We start from the raw sequence: 17,108 nt of genomic DNA on the forward strand, positions 1-17,108 counted from the left end.
AGTTTAAGTGACAGCAGTACCCTATTTAGGTCTGATAGCGGTGTCTGTTGTCACTCTGAATCTGACGACACAGTCAACACCAGGACTCCACTATGACAGCCGAAAAAAACTCCCCACTGATTACGTTACGGGATCTTTCCAAAAGCTTTGGTGGTCATCGTGCATTACGCAATATCGACTTGACGCTAAACAAAGGTGAAGTTCACTGTTTAGCGGGCACCAATGGCTGCGGAAAAAGTACGTTAATTAAAACCATTAGCGGCGTTTATGCTCCCGATGAAGGCAGCGAAATTGAAATAGACGGCAAACGATACTCTCGCCTAACCCCAGACAAAGCGCGAGAGCTAGGCGTTCAAGTTATCTACCAAGACTTATCCTTATTTCCTAACTTAACCGTGGCGGAAAACATCGCCTTTGAATTGAATTTAAACGGTTATTTCGGTTGGTTTCAGAAAGGAAAAGTGAGGGAAAAAGCGTTACAAATTCTCAAGGAACTTGAGTTCACCATTGACCCTGATACCCCCGTGCAATTTTTGCCAATCGCCCAGCGCCAACAAGTTGCCATTTGCCGCGCACTGGTAGCAGATGCGCGCTTAGTGATCATGGATGAGCCAACGGCCTCGTTAACACGCACCGAAGTTAATCAGCTACTTTCTACCGTGAATTACTTGAAAAACAAAGGGATCACTGTTGTTTTTGTTAGCCATCGATTAGAGGAAGTGAAAGAGATTTCTGACCGTATTACCGTTATTCGTGATGGTCAGAAAATGGGTACATGGCCAGCAGAAGACCTGACCACGCGCAAAATCACCGAGCTGATGACAGGGCTTGATATTGTTCATGAGCGCAAATTACCCAATAACGCAGAAGAAACTCACACAGTCTTAAAGCTGAAAAATCTCAGCCGTGCTGGGCAATACCAGAATATTTCCCTGTCATTAAAGCGCGGTGAAGTACTGGGACTTTGCGGATTATTAGGCTCTGGTCGTACCGAGCTTGCCCTTTCCCTGTTTGGGATCACCCGTCCTGACAGCGGCGAAATGATCGTCGAAGACAAGCCGATTATCTTCAAAAACAATGCCCAAGCTATCAAACATGGTATTGGTTACGTGTCTGAAGACCGCCTGACACTGGGGGCAATTTTGCAGCAGTCTATCGCTGACAATATGGTGATTTCGATTTTAGATCGCCTGAAAACCCCTCTGCATCTGATTGATGAGCAAAAATGCCAGCAAATCGTCCAAGAGTGGATCGCGGATTTGGATATTAAAGTGACCGACCCAAACAATGCTCTCTCCACCCTATCGGGGGGAAATCAGCAGAAAGTGGTGCTCGCCAAGTGGATCCTGACACGCCCTAAAGTGCTGATCCTCGATGCCCCTACTGTAGGGGTCGATATCGGTGCTAAAGACAGCATTTACAAGCTGATCCATCGCCTTTCTGGTGTTGGGATCGCCATTTTATTGATCACCGATGAAGCCTCTGAAGCTTTCTACAACTGCGATCGCATTTTACATATGAAACAAGGATCTATCGTCAAAGAAATTGTGACGGATTCCATGACTGAGCAACAATTGGAGGAAATCATCAATGGCTAATTGGCAAAAACTTCGTCCGCAGTCTGTTGAAGGCTGGCTTATTTGGGTGATCCTCATCATGGTGGTGTTTTTCACCCTCATGAGCCCACAATTTCTCACGATTCAAAACTTGCTCGACTTAAGCGAAAGCTATGCGGTCACCGGTATTTTTGCACTGGGGTTATTCGTGGTGCTAGTCACGGGTGGTATTGATATCTCTTTCGCCGCCGTAGCCTCGGTTGTCCAATACGTCATTGCCACTTTCTTACTGCAAGGATTACTCGAAAGCCCGACCCTCAGTATCGCCCTTGCGATTGTCATCGGGATCACCTTTGGGTTGATCAACGCGATTTTGATTTACTCCCTTAATGTGGTGTCGATCATTATCACCATTAGTATGCAATCTTTGCTGTTCGGCATGCTGATGTGGCTAACCAACGGACACAGTATCTACGACTTACCAGATTGGTGGGTAGATCCTGTCACCATCCTGCCTTTTGAAGTGGATGGTGAATATTATCAAATTGGTTTGCCATTGATCGTGATGTTAGGGATCGCGTTTTTAACGTGGATCTTAATGAACAAAACCCACATTGGTCGCCAACTGTATGCGGTGGGCGGCAGCCAAGAATCAGCTTCACGTATTGGTATTCGTGTTTGGGTTATCTACCTATTCGCTTACGGCTATCTCGGTGCCATGGCGGCAATCGGCGGTATGTTGCAGACCTACCGAATGAGTGAAGTGGTGCCTAGCGCCTTAGTGGGTGGCGAGCTTGATGTTCTCGCAGCCGCGGTATTAGGTGGCGCGAGTTTATCCGGCGGTCGCGGTAGCGTTATCGGCACACTGATGGGCGTTTTCCTTATCGGTATCTTGAAAAACGGTCTGAACTTAATCGGGGTTTCCAACTACTTCGTCAATATCGTCATCGGTATGGTCATTCTTATCGCCATTTGTATTACTCACTACAAAAAGCGTAAAGAAACGGACGTAGGCTTTGTTTGACAGGAATATCACCATGAAAAAACAAGATTTTTTTAAAATTGATGGCTCTGTTATCGGACTGCTTTCAATCTTTTTGGTCGCCATTGCGGCTTTCAGTATCGCCATGCCAGGGCACTTTTTTACCCAAAATACCTTTTTAAGTATTACGTTTCAGTTACCGGAGCTGGGTCTTCTGACCTTCGCCATGTTTGTTCCGATGTTAAGTGGCGGGTTAAACCTCGCCATTATCAGTACCGCTAACTTAACCGGCCTATTTATGGCTTGGGTATTTATCAATTACTTACCTGTTGATGCCGGAACGGGCACGCAGCTAATGTGGTTGGTCTTTGCGTTAATCGGTGCCACTGTTATCGCCGTTATTATTGGCTGCTTAACGGGGCTGATGATTTCCCATATTGGTGCTCACCCGATTCTAGTTACCCTCGGTTCCATGACCATTATCAGCGGTATTGGCGTTTACCTCACCAAAGGCGCCGCACTCAGTGGGATGCCGCCAGTGGTCCGCGCCATTGGCTCTGACACCGTTTTCGGTATGCCAATTGCCATGATTATCTTTATTGTGACCGCAATTATTTTGGCACTGTTTTTAGGTCGCACCCGCCTTGGCAAAAATATCTATATGAGCGGCAGCAACATCAATGCGACATGGTTTAGCGGCGTGCGTACCGACCGTGTGATGATCGCGATTTACACCATTTCCAGTCTGCTGTGTGTGTTGGCAGGGCTGATCATGATGGCGCGTTTTAACTCAGCCCGCATGGGATACGGGGATTCTTACTTACTACTGACCATTTTAGCCATCGTATTGGGAGGCACAAACCCATTCGGCGGTGTCGGTAAAGTCAGCCGCGTCTTCTGCGCCTTGCTAGTTCTGCAAGTCATCGCGACGGGTCTTAGCCTGTTGGGCGTCAGTCTCCACTTCAATCTCGCGGTTTGGGGAATTACGTTGATCCTTGCTCTGGCCTTCAAATTCTTTAAAGAAAAATGGAGCGCTAAGCGTGCAATGACACGCAATCAACGCCTCAATAAAGCATCCGTACAAAATTAACTTACAGGGAATAAAGATGACTATTTCACGAAAAAATCCGATTGGTATCTATGAAAAAGCCCTTCCAAAGCACAGTAGCTGGAGCGAAAAATTAGCTATTGCAAAGGCGGCGGGATTTGATTTTGTCGAGATGTCGGTTGATGAAACGGACGAGCGTTTAGCCCGTTTAGATTGGAGTTTGGAGCAACGCTTAGAGTTAGTGACTGCCATCCAAAAAACGCAGGTACGCATTCCAACGATGTGCCTATCAGGTCACCGCCGTTTTCCATTTGGTAGCCATGATGAAGATACCCGTCAAAAAGCCCGTGAATTAATGACAAAAGCCATTAAATTGGCTCAAGATCTGGGTATTCGTACCATTCAATTGGCTGGCTATGATGTGTATTACGAAGAGCAAGATGAAGGCACCATTGCCCGCTTTGAAGAAGGCATGAAATGGGTGGCAGAAATTGCCGCCGCGTCTCAGGTGATGTGCGCCGTCGAAATCATGGATACGCCATTTATGAATTCGATCACTAAATGGCAGGCGCTTGCCGATAAAATTCGCTCACCGTGGTTCCAAGTTTATCCTGATGTCGGTAACTTAACCGCTTGGGGTAGTGATGTGGCTGCCGAGTTAACCAAAGGCATCGAAAATATTGTTGCTCTGCATCTGAAAGATACCTACGCCGTAACAGACAGTTGCAAAGGTCAATTCCGTGATGTGCCATTTGGCGAAGGTTGTGTGGATTTCGTGGCACTGTTCAAGCAGCTTAAGCAGCTAAATTATCGCGGTACTTTCTTAATTGAAATGTGGACAGAAAAAGCCGATGAACCGCTGATTGAAATCATCAAGGCGCGCCATTGGATTGAAGATAAAATGCAGCAAGCGGGCTGGGAAAACTAAGGAGCCGACAATGAGCACATTTTTCATGGGTGTCGACCTTGGGGGCACCGTGATCAAAGCTGGGATCTACAGCCCTGATGGCCAAGAGCTAGTGGTTGCTGAGCACCCTTTTCCCACTGAAAGCCCGCAAGCTGGGTTTAGCGAACGTAATATGGAAACCCTGTGGCAAGTCACCTGCAGCGTGATCCGTGAAGCCATCGCTAAGAGCCAATTGTCTGCCTCACAAATCGCAGGGGTCAGCTTTTCCTCGCATGGCAAAGGGCTATATTTACTGGATAAACACGGAAAACCCGTCAGAAACGGCATTGTTTCTTCGGATTCCCGCGCACAAGCGATTGTCACCCAATGGCACCAAAATGGTACCTCAGAACAAGCCTATCCCCTTAGCTTGCAGCAACTTTGGGCATCGCACCCCGTTGCCCTGCTAAATTGGTTAAAACAATATGAGCCAGACAGCTATCGCGATGGTCGCTATGTTTTGATGGTTCACGACTATATTCGTTATCGATTAACTGACCAGCTCACTTGCGAAGAGACCAATATTTCTGGCAGCCAGTTATATAACCCGACCACTTCCAGTTATGACCCTAAACTCTGTGAATTGTTTGGTATTGAAGAGGCTAACGACAAACTCGCACCTGTGATTAATTCTGCACAGTCAACAGGCTGCGTCACGACTCATGCCGCAAATGAGTGCGGTCTTAAAGAAGGTACGCCAGTATTTGGCGGGTTCTTCGATGTGGTCGGAGCCGCGTTGTCATCGGGGGTCAGCCAAAAAGATAAACTCAGTGCTGTCGCTGGAACCTGGACTATCTCCACACGAGTTTTCGATAAAATCATGCCTGCGGATTACCCATATGTGTGGGGAAAATACTGTATTCCGGGAACCTATTTTGTTCATGAAGGCAGCCCAACCTCAGCCAGTAATCTCGCTTGGTTCACAAGACACTTTTTCGACCAACGCTTGCAAGATTACAAAGTACTCAATGCTTGTGTTGCCGAAGGGGCAACACGGCAAAACGATATTCTATTTTTCCCTTGGTTATATGGTTCTAACTACCACAGTAACCTGCATGGCGGGCTACTCGGGTTAAGCTCCCATCATACTGAAGGGGATATTGCCTACGCCATTTATCAGGGAATTGTATTTTCTCATTTGCTGCATCAAGACCGTATTGTGGGCATTGATGACTGCACTCAAGCTATCCGCTTTACCGGTGGCCCAACCAATTCAGCGTTGTGGATGCAGATGTTCTGTGATGCCAGTAATTTGCCTCTTGAAGTGGTTGATGTTCAGCAGTCAGGCTGCCAAGCCGCCGCGCTGTGCGCCGCTGTCGGTTCTGGGTATTATTCGGGGTTTGATACCGCGATTGCATCCAGCACGCCAAAAATCACTGCCTATCAACCGAACCCTATTGCTCATCAACAGCTACGGGATAAGTTTGCGCGCTTTAAAGCAGTGGCAGATGCATTGAGTTGCTAACTATAAATTGCCTCCCTTAACGTTCATCGGAAGGGAGGCATAACCCATTTTCCTAACCAATTATCCCTCTCATTGTATATATATTTATCTGATAGCCAGACTTTAATATTTAATTTAACATTTCATTAACCATTCTTCATTAGCTTAAAAATACATCAAATGTTAAATACTAAAATAAATGAAATTTTTCCAAATTAATTAATTTGAACAAATTATCAGCAAGATAAAAAAATAAATTTGCTCTTAATGTGAAAAATGAAAATGCAAAAAATCAGCATAAATAAAATCATTACATTTAGTGATGTTAATAACTGCATTTAAATATGAGCAATTAACAACCGAATACTCTCAAGAAGGGTGTGGGATTTATTTAGATTAAGGATTGGAAGCAAAAAAATCATCAAATAAATAATTAACCTATTATGTTAATAAAATCACAGTAAAAATAAAAAATCATACTTTTCATATTGATATAAATAAAAATTCGCATAGATCAGAAAATAATCATCTATAAAACCCTCAATAAATATACGGTACGACTAAACGGAAATTAATTGAGCGCCAATCCATCAAGTGATTATAAAATAGCTAAAAAATTTAACTTAATCTTTATTTTTTGAGGTAAAAAACAAAATCAAACTTAATCTAAATTCAGCATAATCAACTGATATTAATTATTTAGCCTTGCTTCAATTTAACCACTAAAACATTTACCTTATCTGAAATTTAGATATTTACACCTGTACACTTTTTCTGACATTAACAATTAAAATTATCAATTTCTGCTATTGATAAAATAATCCAAATTGCGACAAACCCCCAACAACACTGACCAGATCAAATAACCCACTCAAACTTTTCACTCAATTTTATTAACAAATCCTTTCGATACTTAACAATTTCAAAATATATGATAAGATCATCATCTCAATTTGAAATTATTTACTATATAAAAAACAAGATTGTTATTGAGGTTATAGATGAAAATCTCGAGAAGAAAACTATTATTAGGGGTTGGTGCTGCTGGTGTTATTGCTGGGGGCGCAGCTGTTGTCCCTATGATCCGCAGAGAAGGTCGTTTTGAAGCTACGCCATCACGCGTACCTGCAGTCGCGGGTACCGAGGGTAAATTACCAGCATCTGCTGATGCGGTCGTTATCGGTGCTGGTCTGCAAGGTATCATGACTGCGATTAACCTGAAAGAGCGCGGCTTAAACGTTGTTATCTGTGAAAAAGGCGTTGTCGGCGGCGAGCAATCTGGTCGCGCATACAGCCAGATCATCAGCTATAAAACCTCCCCAGCTATTTTCCCATTACACCACTACGGAAAAATTCAATGGCTCGGCATGAACGAAAAAATCGGTGCTGATACTAGCTACCGTGTTCAAGGCCGTGTTGAAGTTCCTTCAAGCGAAGAAGATCTGGAAGTTGCAAGAGCGTGGATCAAATCTGCGTCTGAAAACCCAGGTTTCGATACCCCGCTGAGAACCCGTATGATCGAAGGTCAAGAACTGGCTAATCGTCTGGTTGGTGCTCAATCTCCATGGAAAATTGGTGGTTTTGAAGAAGATTCTGGTAGCCTTGACCCAGAAACTGTTACCCCAGCAATGGCTAACTACGCAAAATCAATTGGTATTCCAATCTACCTGAATTGCGCAGTTCGTGGCTTAGAAACTGCAGGCGGTAAAATTTCTGACGTTGTCACTGAAAAAGGTGCAATCAAAACCTCTCAAGTCGTTCTGACTGGTGGTATTTGGTCACGTCTGTTCATGGGTAACTTAGGTGTTGATGTCCCTACTCTGAACGTTTACCTGTCTCAACAGCGTATTACTGGCGTTCCAGGCGCACCAAAAGGTAACGTCCACCTGCCAAACGGTATCCACTTCCGCGAACAAGCAGACGGTACTTACGCGGTTGCACCACGTATCTTCACCAGCTCTATCGTAAAAGATAGCTTCCTGTTAGGACCACGCTTCCTGCACGTATTAGGCGGCGGCGAATTACCATTAGAATTCTCTATCGGTAAAGACCTGTTCAACTCATTCACTATGGCAACTTCTTGGAACTTAGACGAGAAGACTCCATTCGAAGAGTTCCGTACAGCAACTAACACGCCAAACAACGACCACTTAGATGGCGTTCTTGAGCGTCTGAGAAAAGAATTCCCAGTATTTAAAGAATCTAAAGTTGTTGAACGTTGGGGCGGTACCGTTTCTCCAACTGATGACGAGATTCCAATCATTTCTAAAGTTGAACAGTACCCAGGTCTGGTTATCAATACCGCGACTGGTTGGGGTATGACTGAAAGCCCGGCGGCTGGTCGATTAACTGCTGAATTGTTAATGGACGAGAAGACATTTATCGATCCAACGCCTTATAAACTGTCTCGTTTTAACTAATTAAAACGAAACACAATTAGATGGAACCTATCGAGCCCCTTACGGTCTTAATAGGTTCCTACTTTCATATATAAAGGAGTTATTATGCGCTACAAAACTTTACTGCTTTCCTTACCTTTAGTTTTAGGTGTAGCAACTGCAAACGCAGCAGACGATGTGAAACGTGTTCCAGTTAAAGGTTTCCCAATCGCTGAATCAGTAGAAATCAGCGCGAACAACAGCCTCATCTTCCTGAGCGGGAAAGTTCCTTCTAAAATCTCTAAAGATGCTCCAGAAGGCGTTTTAGAGTCTTACGGTAACACTGAAGTACAAACAATCAACGTTCTGAAACAAATTCAAGCGACTCTGGGTGAAATGGGTCTGACTATGAATGACGTTGTTAAAATGCAAGTTTTCTTAGTTGGTGGTGATGAAACTAAAGGAACTATGGACTTCGCTGGCTTCATGGCTGGCTACAACAAGTTCTATGAAACTGAAAAAGTGACCAATCTGCCAGCTCGTTCTACCTTCCAAGTCGCTAAACTGGCTAACCCAGCTTGGAGAGTGGAAATTGAAGTAACCGCAGTTCGCCCAGCAGCTAAAAAATAATTTTTAACTGACAACGAACGCCTAAAACGGCCGACTATTTATTTCCGCTTTGGCTTGGAAGTAAACATTAGCGGCCGTTTTTGTTTTCCTGCTATTTGCCACCCTTCTCTTTTATTACCATCCACATTACTATTGTTCTTCCTTGATAAATACTTGCATCGTATTCACCTCATATTTGAATACGCTGAAACACTGGTAGGAAGGCTATGATTAAAGAATCTCTCAAGATCCACGGTAAAAAGCAGTTTGAAATCAAACAGCAAGTCTTTTTTCCTCGGAAATCAAAAGAGATCCGCTACCAAGTTGAAACCTTCTTCTTTCTTCCAGCATCGATGCAAGTTAACCCAGATCTCTACACCCCTTCAAATCTTCAGCGCAGCTTAAAAAACTATATTCGACTGCGAGCCCCTACAATACAGCTCTCTTCTATTCCCGCAGAAGGTGGGTTAGTTGATGAATTGAAAAGCTGGTTGGAACGGCTAGATCCTGAATTACCCCCAACATTAGATGAATATGAAAACCATCTAAAACGCTTTGCACTCACCTTTAAGCGCAGCGTACGGCTAACCCTGAAGATGGTCGCTCAGAACTCTCAACGACAAACTGAGGAGTATATAACGGGGATGCTGGCAGACATTGAGCATGGGCTCAAACGCTATCGAGAACTCAGCGCCTATGCTGCCCCCATTGAGAGCGTGATTCAATCCAACGCTTTCGCCTATTGCGATGAGTTTATGTCCCATTACACCCTGTTTTACTTACAGGATTTATTAAAAGACAAACAGCTTCCTCTGCGCGATGAAATTCGCCATCTGTGGTATCAAGAAATGCGTTACTTGAAAAAGCTAGCCCCTGATAGCTTTCCACATGATGAAAACGACGCGGAAATGGTCACTTACCGCCGCAATTTGCTGAAAAAATATATTAATCGCTACCTCTACTTAGAGATCCGCCACAAACGAGGTCTTCCCCTACTTTTGCACTCTATTTATGGTATTGCAGCCGCAATTTCGATGATTTTCGCCACATTTATCGCTTTTATGTGGCAAGGTAAATACGGTGCGCTCAGCGCCAATTTATTCTTAGCGATGGTGATTGGTTATATCTTTAAAGATCGTTTAAAAGAGATTGGACGAGAACAGCTATACCGTCTGTTTCAACGCTGGATCCCCGACCGCCAATTACGTATTTATCGGGAAGGAGTCAAAGAGCCGGTTGGGGTTTGTAAGGAATCATTCCGCTTTCTGAAAGAAAGCACCCTATCACCAGATATTCATGAAATGCGACAAAAATCCCACTGGGTAAATTTGGTCAATGTACAGCGCGTGGAAGATATTCTGTATTATCGCAAGGATGTCACCTTGCACAGCCATTCTGCGGCCTTTATGCAGACTCAATCGTCCATTGTGGATATTACGCGGGTTAATATTTCAGACTTTTTGAAATATCTCGATATTAGCTATGAAGAGTTGATGGTGAATGATGATGAACCCGTGATTATGGGCGAAAAGGTTTATCATATTTACCTGTGCCGCCGCGTCATCATGAATAAGAAAGCCTACAATGAATTAGCACGTTTAGTGGTGAATGCTGATGGTATTAAACGCCTTGAAATTCTTCAGCCGCTGGATGAGCTAGACAGCGACGAAGATATTACGATCCCGCCGCAATAATATTTCTATGCACTAAAACAAAGATGGCGGCATTATTTGCCGCCATCTTATCATTAACTCATCCAAATCAAATCAGCTTTAGTCCGTTTTTTCTGATTATCATAGAAGTTTTCATGAGAACCAATAGTGAGTAAATATAACTCTAATTTTGATGAAACCCATGAATATCCCAACAATGCAGTCAATTCATTAAGCCGAAATTTATGAACTCTAAGGTAGCTTAAATCCCCTTTTTTTTGCTCACCAATTAACGGATTTTTAATGATTTTATCAATTTCGTCTTCCACAATTTTGGCATCATGGTCAGACATTTTCTTCAATGATTTTTCAAACCTAGCTGATTGATAAACATCAATCTCGTTTTGTTCTTCTGACATATCGAGATACCTTGTTATTCTCGACTTCAGCTTTTGCTAAAAGCATTTCTTCGATAAAGCTATAAGGTAGATCAGGGTTTTCTTCAGCAATCCTGCCAATTTTCGCCCAATGTTCAATTTGCTTAGGAACACTTCTGCTTTTCGCTTCAGCGTGAATTTTAGCATCAGACACAAAGTCATCATCTAATCTGACTGAAATGGCCATAATGTTCACCTACTCACAAAAGATTAACCACAAGACAGAAAGTCTCATTTGTCACCAATGCTAGTTCAAAAAAACACCTTTTGCAACAATTTGTCGCGTAACGAAATCTTTAATCGCCTTATTTTATTCTAATAAAAATCAGTAATACAGCGCGATACGTTGTCCATCCAGTTCTTTGACTTCCAGCGGCGTATCGAAAATTTCCTCTAAAATCTCGGATTTCATGATCTCTTGAGGCTCGCCGTGGTAAGACAAACGCCCATTTCGCAGCGCCACGATATAGTCTGAATACACTGAAGCAAAGTTAATATCGTGGATCACCAGAATGATGGTTTTACCTAGCTCATCCGCCGCACGGCGCAGTAATTTCATCATGATCACCGCGTGCTTCATATCCAAGTTATTCAGTGGTTCATCCAGCAGCACATATTCGGTATCTTGGCATAGCACCATCGCCACATACGCGCGCTGTCGCTGGCCACCTGAAAGCTCATCAAGATAACGATGACGAAATTCTGTTAAGTTCAAAAATGCCAGAGACTCGTCGATTTTCTGTTTATCATCCAGTGTTAAGCGCCCTTTGGTATAAGGATAACGCCCGAAACCAACCAGCTCTTCCACCGTTAAGCGGCTAGCAAATTGGTTTTCTTGGCGAAGTACCGATAAGCAGGTAGCGAGTTGGTCGCTTGGTGTGGTCGAGACATCCAAGTTATTCACTTTGACATAACCGTGATCAGCCGATAGTAAGCGACCAATAATCGACAACAGCGTTGATTTCCCTGCACCATTTGGACCGATGATTGAAGTGACACCGCTATTTTTAATATTGGCTGTAACGTTATCTAAGACCTTAGTATCTTGATAACTTTTCGATATCTGATGAATTTCAATCATACTAAAACCTTCTTAACACCATATAAATAAAGAATATTCCACCGACAAACTCGAGTACTACAGACAAGGTACCCGCTTTATTCAATCCATATTCAAGAACTAACTGCCCGCCCACTAATGCAATCACACCGAGTAGGAAAGAAACAGGTAATAAATAGCGATGCTGACTGCTTCCTGCGATGTAATACGCCAAGTTAGCCACCATCAAGCCGAGGAACGTTAGCGGGCCCACCAGCGCCGTGGAAATTGCCACTAAGACAGAAATCAGTAATAAGATTACGGTGACTTGCTGACGGTAGTTAATCCCTAAGTTCACCGCATTAGCTTGTCCCAGTGCGAGCACGTCAAAGCAGTAACGCATACGCCAAAGCAGAATGCCCACAATCACGGTGATCACCAACGTGAACAGAATCAGCTCCGGCGTTCCTTTGGTAAAAGTCGCGAACATCCGGCTTTGCAAAATGGAAAACTCATTCGGATCCATCAATCTTTGCAATAAGGTCGCCACACTGCGAAACAAGGTTCCGAGGATAATCCCCACCATCAACACTAAGTTGATATTCATTTTTACGGAGATAAACAGCCAGCGGTACAGCAGCACAGAGAAAATCACCAGCAGGGAGGATTCCAGCAAAAATTTACCAATATTCAATAGCCATGATGCGGGAAAACTATCGGTATAAAACACAAAGATAGTTTGCAGCAGGATGAACAATGCCTCTAACCCCATAATGGATGGCGTCAGGATTTTGTTATTGGCGATAGTTTGAAACAGAACCGTCGACACCCCAGAACCAAACGCCACAATGATCATTGTCAGAACGATATAACCACGATGGGGCAGGATATACGCAAGATTACTGCCCAAATTAATGGTCATGTATAAAATGATCGACAGCACTGACAGCGCAGCCAACAAACCGATGCGCTGGATTGGCGTGAACATTCTTTTCACTGGCAAACTTAATGAATTAACTTTTTCCATAACGCTGATGCTTTAACAAGAGATAAAGGAAAATAACCGCGCCGACGACACCTAAAATCACACTCGCAGGAATTTCAAACGGATAGCGAATTAGGCGACCAATAATGTCACACAGCAGCACTAAGCCGCCGCCTGCCAAACAAATCCACGGGATAGTTTTACGAATATTGTCCCCCATCATCAAGCTAATCAGGTTCGGGACAATCAATCCTAAGAATGGCAACGCACCGACAACGACCACGACCACACCGCTGATTAAGGCGATAATAGATAACCCGATGGTCATCACTTTCTGGTAATTCAAACCGACGTTAACGGAAAACTCACGCCCCATCCCTGCCACTGTAAAGCTATCGGCAATTAAGCAGGCAGCCAGTGTTAAGCCACCCACCAGCCAAAGCAGCTCATAGCGACCTTGTAAAATACTGGAGAAATCGCCGCTCATCCAAGCACCTAGGGATTGAAGCAGGTCGAAATAGTAAGCAGTAAAAATGGTAAGCGCGCTGATCACGGCCCCTAGCATGATACCGACTAACGGCACTATCAGGGCGGACTTCAAAATGATCCGGCGCAAAATCAGCATAAACAGTGCGGTGCCTAGCAGTGCAAATCCGCTCGCTACCACCATTTTGGTCATGATAGAAGCTGTTGGATACAGGATCATCACGAACAGTAAACCAAGGCTCGCTGATTGCGTGGTACCCGCAAGGGAAGGTTCGATGAAACGGTTTTGGGTGAGTAGCTGCATAATCAGCCCCGCGACGCTCATGGCGCTTCCTGCGAGGATCAGGGCGGCGGTGCGAGGGATACGGCTCACGAAAAAGATATCTTGCATCTCGGGGTCGGTGAAAAGCGAAACGGGTGACACGTCACCCGCTCCAATAAACAAGCTTAATACCGCTAATACCAATAACGCGAGAATACCAAAAGAGAGATAAAGCGTTTTCATTGATTAATTCGTTTTTTTCTTCTCTAAAGCTTTGTTTACATCATCCATTAATTTGGAATAAGTTTGGATACCACCAGCGATATAAACCGCTGAAGAATCTAAATAAGCCACTTGGCCTTTTTCCCATGCAGAGGTTTTTCTAACTAATGCATTGTCTAACACATCTGCCGCAGGTTGTGCATCTTTCGCACCAATCGCACCATCACGGTCGATAACAAATAACCAGTCTGGGTTCAGTTTTAATAACAGTTCTGAGTTCACGATATTACCGTGACGGCCAGTATCTTCAGTGAAGACATAAGCCGGTTCGAAACCTAATACATCAAAGATAAAGCCAAAACGGGAACCTGGACCGTAAGCAGAAATTTTACCGCCGCTCACTAAAATTACCATCGCCTTGCCCGCTTCAGGGGTTTTGCCTTTGATATCATTAATTTTGTTTTTGAAGTCAGAAACGAGTTTATTCGCTTGTTCTTCTTTACCAAATAAAGAACCTAACAGCGCAGTACGCTCCATCAAGCTATCAATAAAACGTTTGTTATCAATATCCAGAGAAATCGTTGGTGCGATACCACTTAATTTGTCATAAGCGTCGCGAGCACGGCTACCACCTAAAATCACATCAGGTTTTGCACTGCTGATAGTTTCATAAGCCGGCTCAAATAAGCTCCCGCCATTAACATATTCTGAGGTGCTATATTTCTCTAAAAACTGTGGAAAATGGGCGTTAGTTTGTGGAACACCAATCACCGGAATACCCAGCGCATCGATGATGTCTAAGGTTTCCATGTTCATCACAAACGCACGTTGTGGATGGCTAGGAATTTCAGTTTTACCTTGAGCATGTTCAACGACAATCGTTTGTTTTTCAGCTGGTTTTTCTGCTGCTGGCTGCTCGGTCGTTGGCGCTGCTGTTTGCGTTTGCTTAGCGTCATCACAACCCGCTAACGCAACAACGGATAATAGGGCAAACCCTGAAACTAATGATTTTGCGAACATCTAAATTCCTCCACCTTTCAATGTGATTATCGTTAGTCACGTCATTCATGACCCGAAGATGGCGGTCATCTTACATGAAACATAGCGCTAATGATATTAGTTTGCATTTGCATTTCGCAAAATAATGATACATCGCACAAAAACACACATTACCTATATTTAAAGCAACTTACTCACATCTTATTTTGATTAGGGAGAAAACAAATGGCTCAAGCCTGGTGGAAATCCGCGGTGGTATATCAAATCTACCCCAAAAGCTTCTATGACCATAATGGCGACGGTATTGGCGATCTTGCTGGTATCACCGCCAAGCTAGACTATATCCAATCTTTAGGCGTAAACGTGATTTGGTTATGTCCAATTTTTGAATCACCGATGAAAGATAATGGCTATGACATTGCCAACTATGACAGCGTGGATCCGGTTTTTGGCAGCAATGATGACCTTGATATTTTAATCAGCCAAGCTTCGCAGCGTGGCATTAAAATTCTGCTGGACTTGGTGCTTAATCACAGCTCAAACCAGCACCCTTGGTTCGAAGCTGCCCTTGCCGACCCAAACAGCCCTTACGCCGACTATTACCAATTTATTGAATGGGATAAACCCACTCCACCGAACAATTTACGTACCTATTTTGACTGCCCAGTCTGGACTCGAGTTCCCGATAGCAATCGCTGGTACTTCAACTCTTTCGGCCCCGAGCAACCTGATCTTAATTGGGAAAATCCACAATTGCGCCAAGAAATTATCCAAATGATCAATCGTTGGATAGCTAAAGGGGTTGCAGGATTCCGCATTGATGCCATCGGCAATATAAAAAAATCCCCTGAAGCCCTCTCGCCTTACCAATTCCCTCCTGATCGGGAAGATGGCACTGCGTTTTTAGTCCCTTGGGTGGTTAACCAACCGGGCATCCATGAATTTTTAAAGGAGCTTGCGAGCCAAACCTTCCACCCTGCGAACTCAATGACGGTGGCTGAAATCGATGTTCCACCGCAAGATCTTGCGAATTATATTGGTGAGGACGGCTCATTCTCTATGGTGTTCGACTTCAGTATTGCGGATCTCGACATTGCCAAGCAGCCCCCGTTTTCCATTGCTCCAATCACTGGTGAACGTTTGAAACCTGTTTTTCTAAAAAGCCAGCTCACAACCCAGCAAGTTGGTTGGGGCGCGCCTTATTTAGAAAATCATGACCAACCGCGCTCACTGAACAAATTCTTACCGAAAGGCGCCATCTCCCCTGTCACCGAGAAAATGTTGGCGATGTTCTTACTGACTCAGCGCGGCACGCCATTTATTTATCAAGGACAAGAAATTGGCATGACGAACTGCCCAATGACGCTCAACGAGCACCACGATCTGCATCTCTTTAAACTCTACCTATGGGGTCAAACGCACGGATACTCTCACACCACCATGATGAACTATTTTACCCAACGCAGCCGCGACAATGCACGAACACCATTTCAATGGAATAACCAACATCATGGCGGATTTACCACAGGCATCCCATGGTTGAAGGTTAATCCCAATTACCGCGAGATCAATGCAACGACTCAACAGCAGCAACCCGATTCACTTTTCGCGTTTTACCAGCAATTAATTACCCTGCGCCGCCATTCGCCAATTAGCGATATCTTGGTTGAAGGCGAATTCTCAGAAATCAGCGCCCCTGAACCTGTTATTGCTTATCGCCGAACATTAGGCTCACGCGCCATCGATATTTACTGTAATTTCAGCGATAAACCGCAGGCTATTCACCAACATTATCGCCAAGTGCATTTAAGCAATATCGCAAATGCCCATAATGACAATACCCATAACGACAAGCAGCAAATTATCCTACAGCCTTATCAATCAATAATTTTTGAAGTAGAGAAAAGTGAATAATTAAACAAATCACCCTGAATAGGTGTAAATAAAGATAAATAATCACCCGATATTTCGATATCAATCATAATCGGGTGATAGTTATTAAATTAAGCATTTAATTACGTTGAGTATTATTAATTGATAACTTAATAATACTATTCAAAAAC

General features: G+C 43.9%; 15 protein-coding genes. 9 read left to right on the plus strand and 6 right to left on the minus strand.

Features of this window, described 5'->3' with window-relative positions:
- Positions 1 to 92: 92 nt before the first annotated feature.
- The 8 genes from QS795_RS15360 to QS795_RS15395 all read left to right on the plus strand — a co-directional run bounded on the left by QS795_RS15360 (position 93) and on the right by QS795_RS15395 (position 10,657).
- Entirely contained in the window at positions 93 to 1,598 is a 1,506-nt protein-coding gene (locus QS795_RS15360) for a sugar ABC transporter ATP-binding protein (RefSeq protein WP_286269594.1), read from the plus strand.
- Entirely contained in the window at positions 1,591 to 2,580 is a 990-nt protein-coding gene (locus QS795_RS15365) for an ABC transporter permease (protein WP_036949223.1), read from the plus strand. Before QS795_RS15360 ends, QS795_RS15365 begins: the two co-directional genes overlap by 8 nt.
- Before the next feature lie 13 nt (positions 2,581 to 2,593).
- Positions 2,594 to 3,628 carry an ABC transporter permease gene (locus QS795_RS15370; RefSeq protein WP_036949222.1) on the plus strand — a complete coding sequence of 345 codons (1,035 nt, stop codon included), beginning with the start codon at positions 2,594 to 2,596 and terminating at the stop codon, positions 3,626 to 3,628.
- 16 nt (positions 3,629 to 3,644) lie between these two features.
- Positions 3,645 to 4,514, plus strand: a complete 870-nt coding sequence (locus QS795_RS15375) for an L-ribulose-5-phosphate 3-epimerase (protein WP_154603180.1) — start codon at positions 3,645 to 3,647, stop codon at positions 4,512 to 4,514.
- Between the two features lie 10 nt (positions 4,515 to 4,524).
- Positions 4,525 to 5,997, plus strand: coding sequence for an FGGY-family carbohydrate kinase (locus QS795_RS15380; RefSeq protein WP_286269588.1), 1,473 nt, complete (start codon positions 4,525 to 4,527; stop codon positions 5,995 to 5,997).
- Between the two features lie 980 nt (positions 5,998 to 6,977).
- Positions 6,978 to 8,396: an NAD(P)/FAD-dependent oxidoreductase gene (locus tag QS795_RS15385; protein ID WP_154603182.1), complete on the plus strand. Its 1,419-nt coding sequence runs from the start codon at positions 6,978 to 6,980 to the stop codon at positions 8,394 to 8,396.
- 84 nt (positions 8,397 to 8,480) lie between these two features.
- Positions 8,481 to 8,984 carry a RidA family protein gene (locus QS795_RS15390; protein WP_036949217.1) on the plus strand — a complete coding sequence of 168 codons (504 nt, stop codon included), beginning with the start codon at positions 8,481 to 8,483 and terminating at the stop codon, positions 8,982 to 8,984.
- A 206-nt stretch (positions 8,985 to 9,190) separates the two neighbouring features.
- Positions 9,191 to 10,657 carry a hypothetical protein gene (locus QS795_RS15395; protein WP_286269586.1) on the plus strand — a complete coding sequence of 489 codons (1,467 nt, stop codon included), beginning with the start codon at positions 9,191 to 9,193 and terminating at the stop codon, positions 10,655 to 10,657.
- 53 nt (positions 10,658 to 10,710) lie between these two features.
- Here the strand turns inward: QS795_RS15395 and QS795_RS15400 are convergent, their stop codons facing one another.
- The 6 genes from QS795_RS15400 to QS795_RS15425 all read right to left on the minus strand — a co-directional run bounded on the left by QS795_RS15400 (position 10,711) and on the right by QS795_RS15425 (position 15,066).
- Positions 10,711 to 11,034, minus strand: a complete 324-nt coding sequence (locus QS795_RS15400) for a type II toxin-antitoxin system RelE/ParE family toxin (RefSeq protein WP_286269584.1) — start codon at positions 11,032 to 11,034, stop codon at positions 10,711 to 10,713.
- Entirely contained in the window at positions 11,009 to 11,239 is a 231-nt protein-coding gene (locus QS795_RS15405) for a ParD-like family protein (RefSeq protein WP_318626605.1), read from the minus strand. Before QS795_RS15405 ends, QS795_RS15400 begins: the two co-directional genes overlap by 26 nt.
- Before the next feature lie 138 nt (positions 11,240 to 11,377).
- Complete coding sequence (locus QS795_RS15410; protein WP_272522677.1) at positions 11,378 to 12,133, minus strand: iron ABC transporter ATP-binding protein; 756 nt, start codon at positions 12,131 to 12,133, stop codon at positions 11,378 to 11,380.
- 1 nt (position 12,134) lies between these two features.
- Positions 12,135 to 13,118: an iron chelate uptake ABC transporter family permease subunit gene (locus QS795_RS15415; protein ID WP_286269579.1), complete on the minus strand. Its 984-nt coding sequence runs from the start codon at positions 13,116 to 13,118 to the stop codon at positions 12,135 to 12,137.
- Positions 13,105 to 14,067, minus strand: coding sequence for an ABC transporter permease (locus QS795_RS15420; protein ID WP_036949213.1), 963 nt, complete (start codon positions 14,065 to 14,067; stop codon positions 13,105 to 13,107). The genes QS795_RS15415 and QS795_RS15420 overlap by 14 nt, the downstream gene beginning before the upstream one ends.
- A 3-nt stretch (positions 14,068 to 14,070) precedes the next feature.
- Positions 14,071 to 15,066, minus strand: a complete 996-nt coding sequence (locus QS795_RS15425) for a siderophore ABC transporter substrate-binding protein (protein ID WP_286269576.1) — start codon at positions 15,064 to 15,066, stop codon at positions 14,071 to 14,073.
- Positions 15,067 to 15,270: 204 nt separating this feature from the next.
- Here QS795_RS15425 and QS795_RS15430 point away from each other — a divergent pair, with 204 nt between their 5' ends.
- On the plus strand, positions 15,271 to 16,959 hold the full coding sequence (locus QS795_RS15430) for a glycoside hydrolase family 13 protein (protein ID WP_286269575.1): 1,689 nt from the start codon (positions 15,271 to 15,273) through the stop codon (positions 16,957 to 16,959).
- The last annotated feature ends 149 nt before the right edge of the window (positions 16,960 to 17,108 follow it).

It is taken from the genome of Providencia zhijiangensis (assembly GCF_030315915.2).
Taxonomy (GTDB): Bacteria; Pseudomonadota; Gammaproteobacteria; order Enterobacterales; family Enterobacteriaceae; genus Providencia; species Providencia zhijiangensis.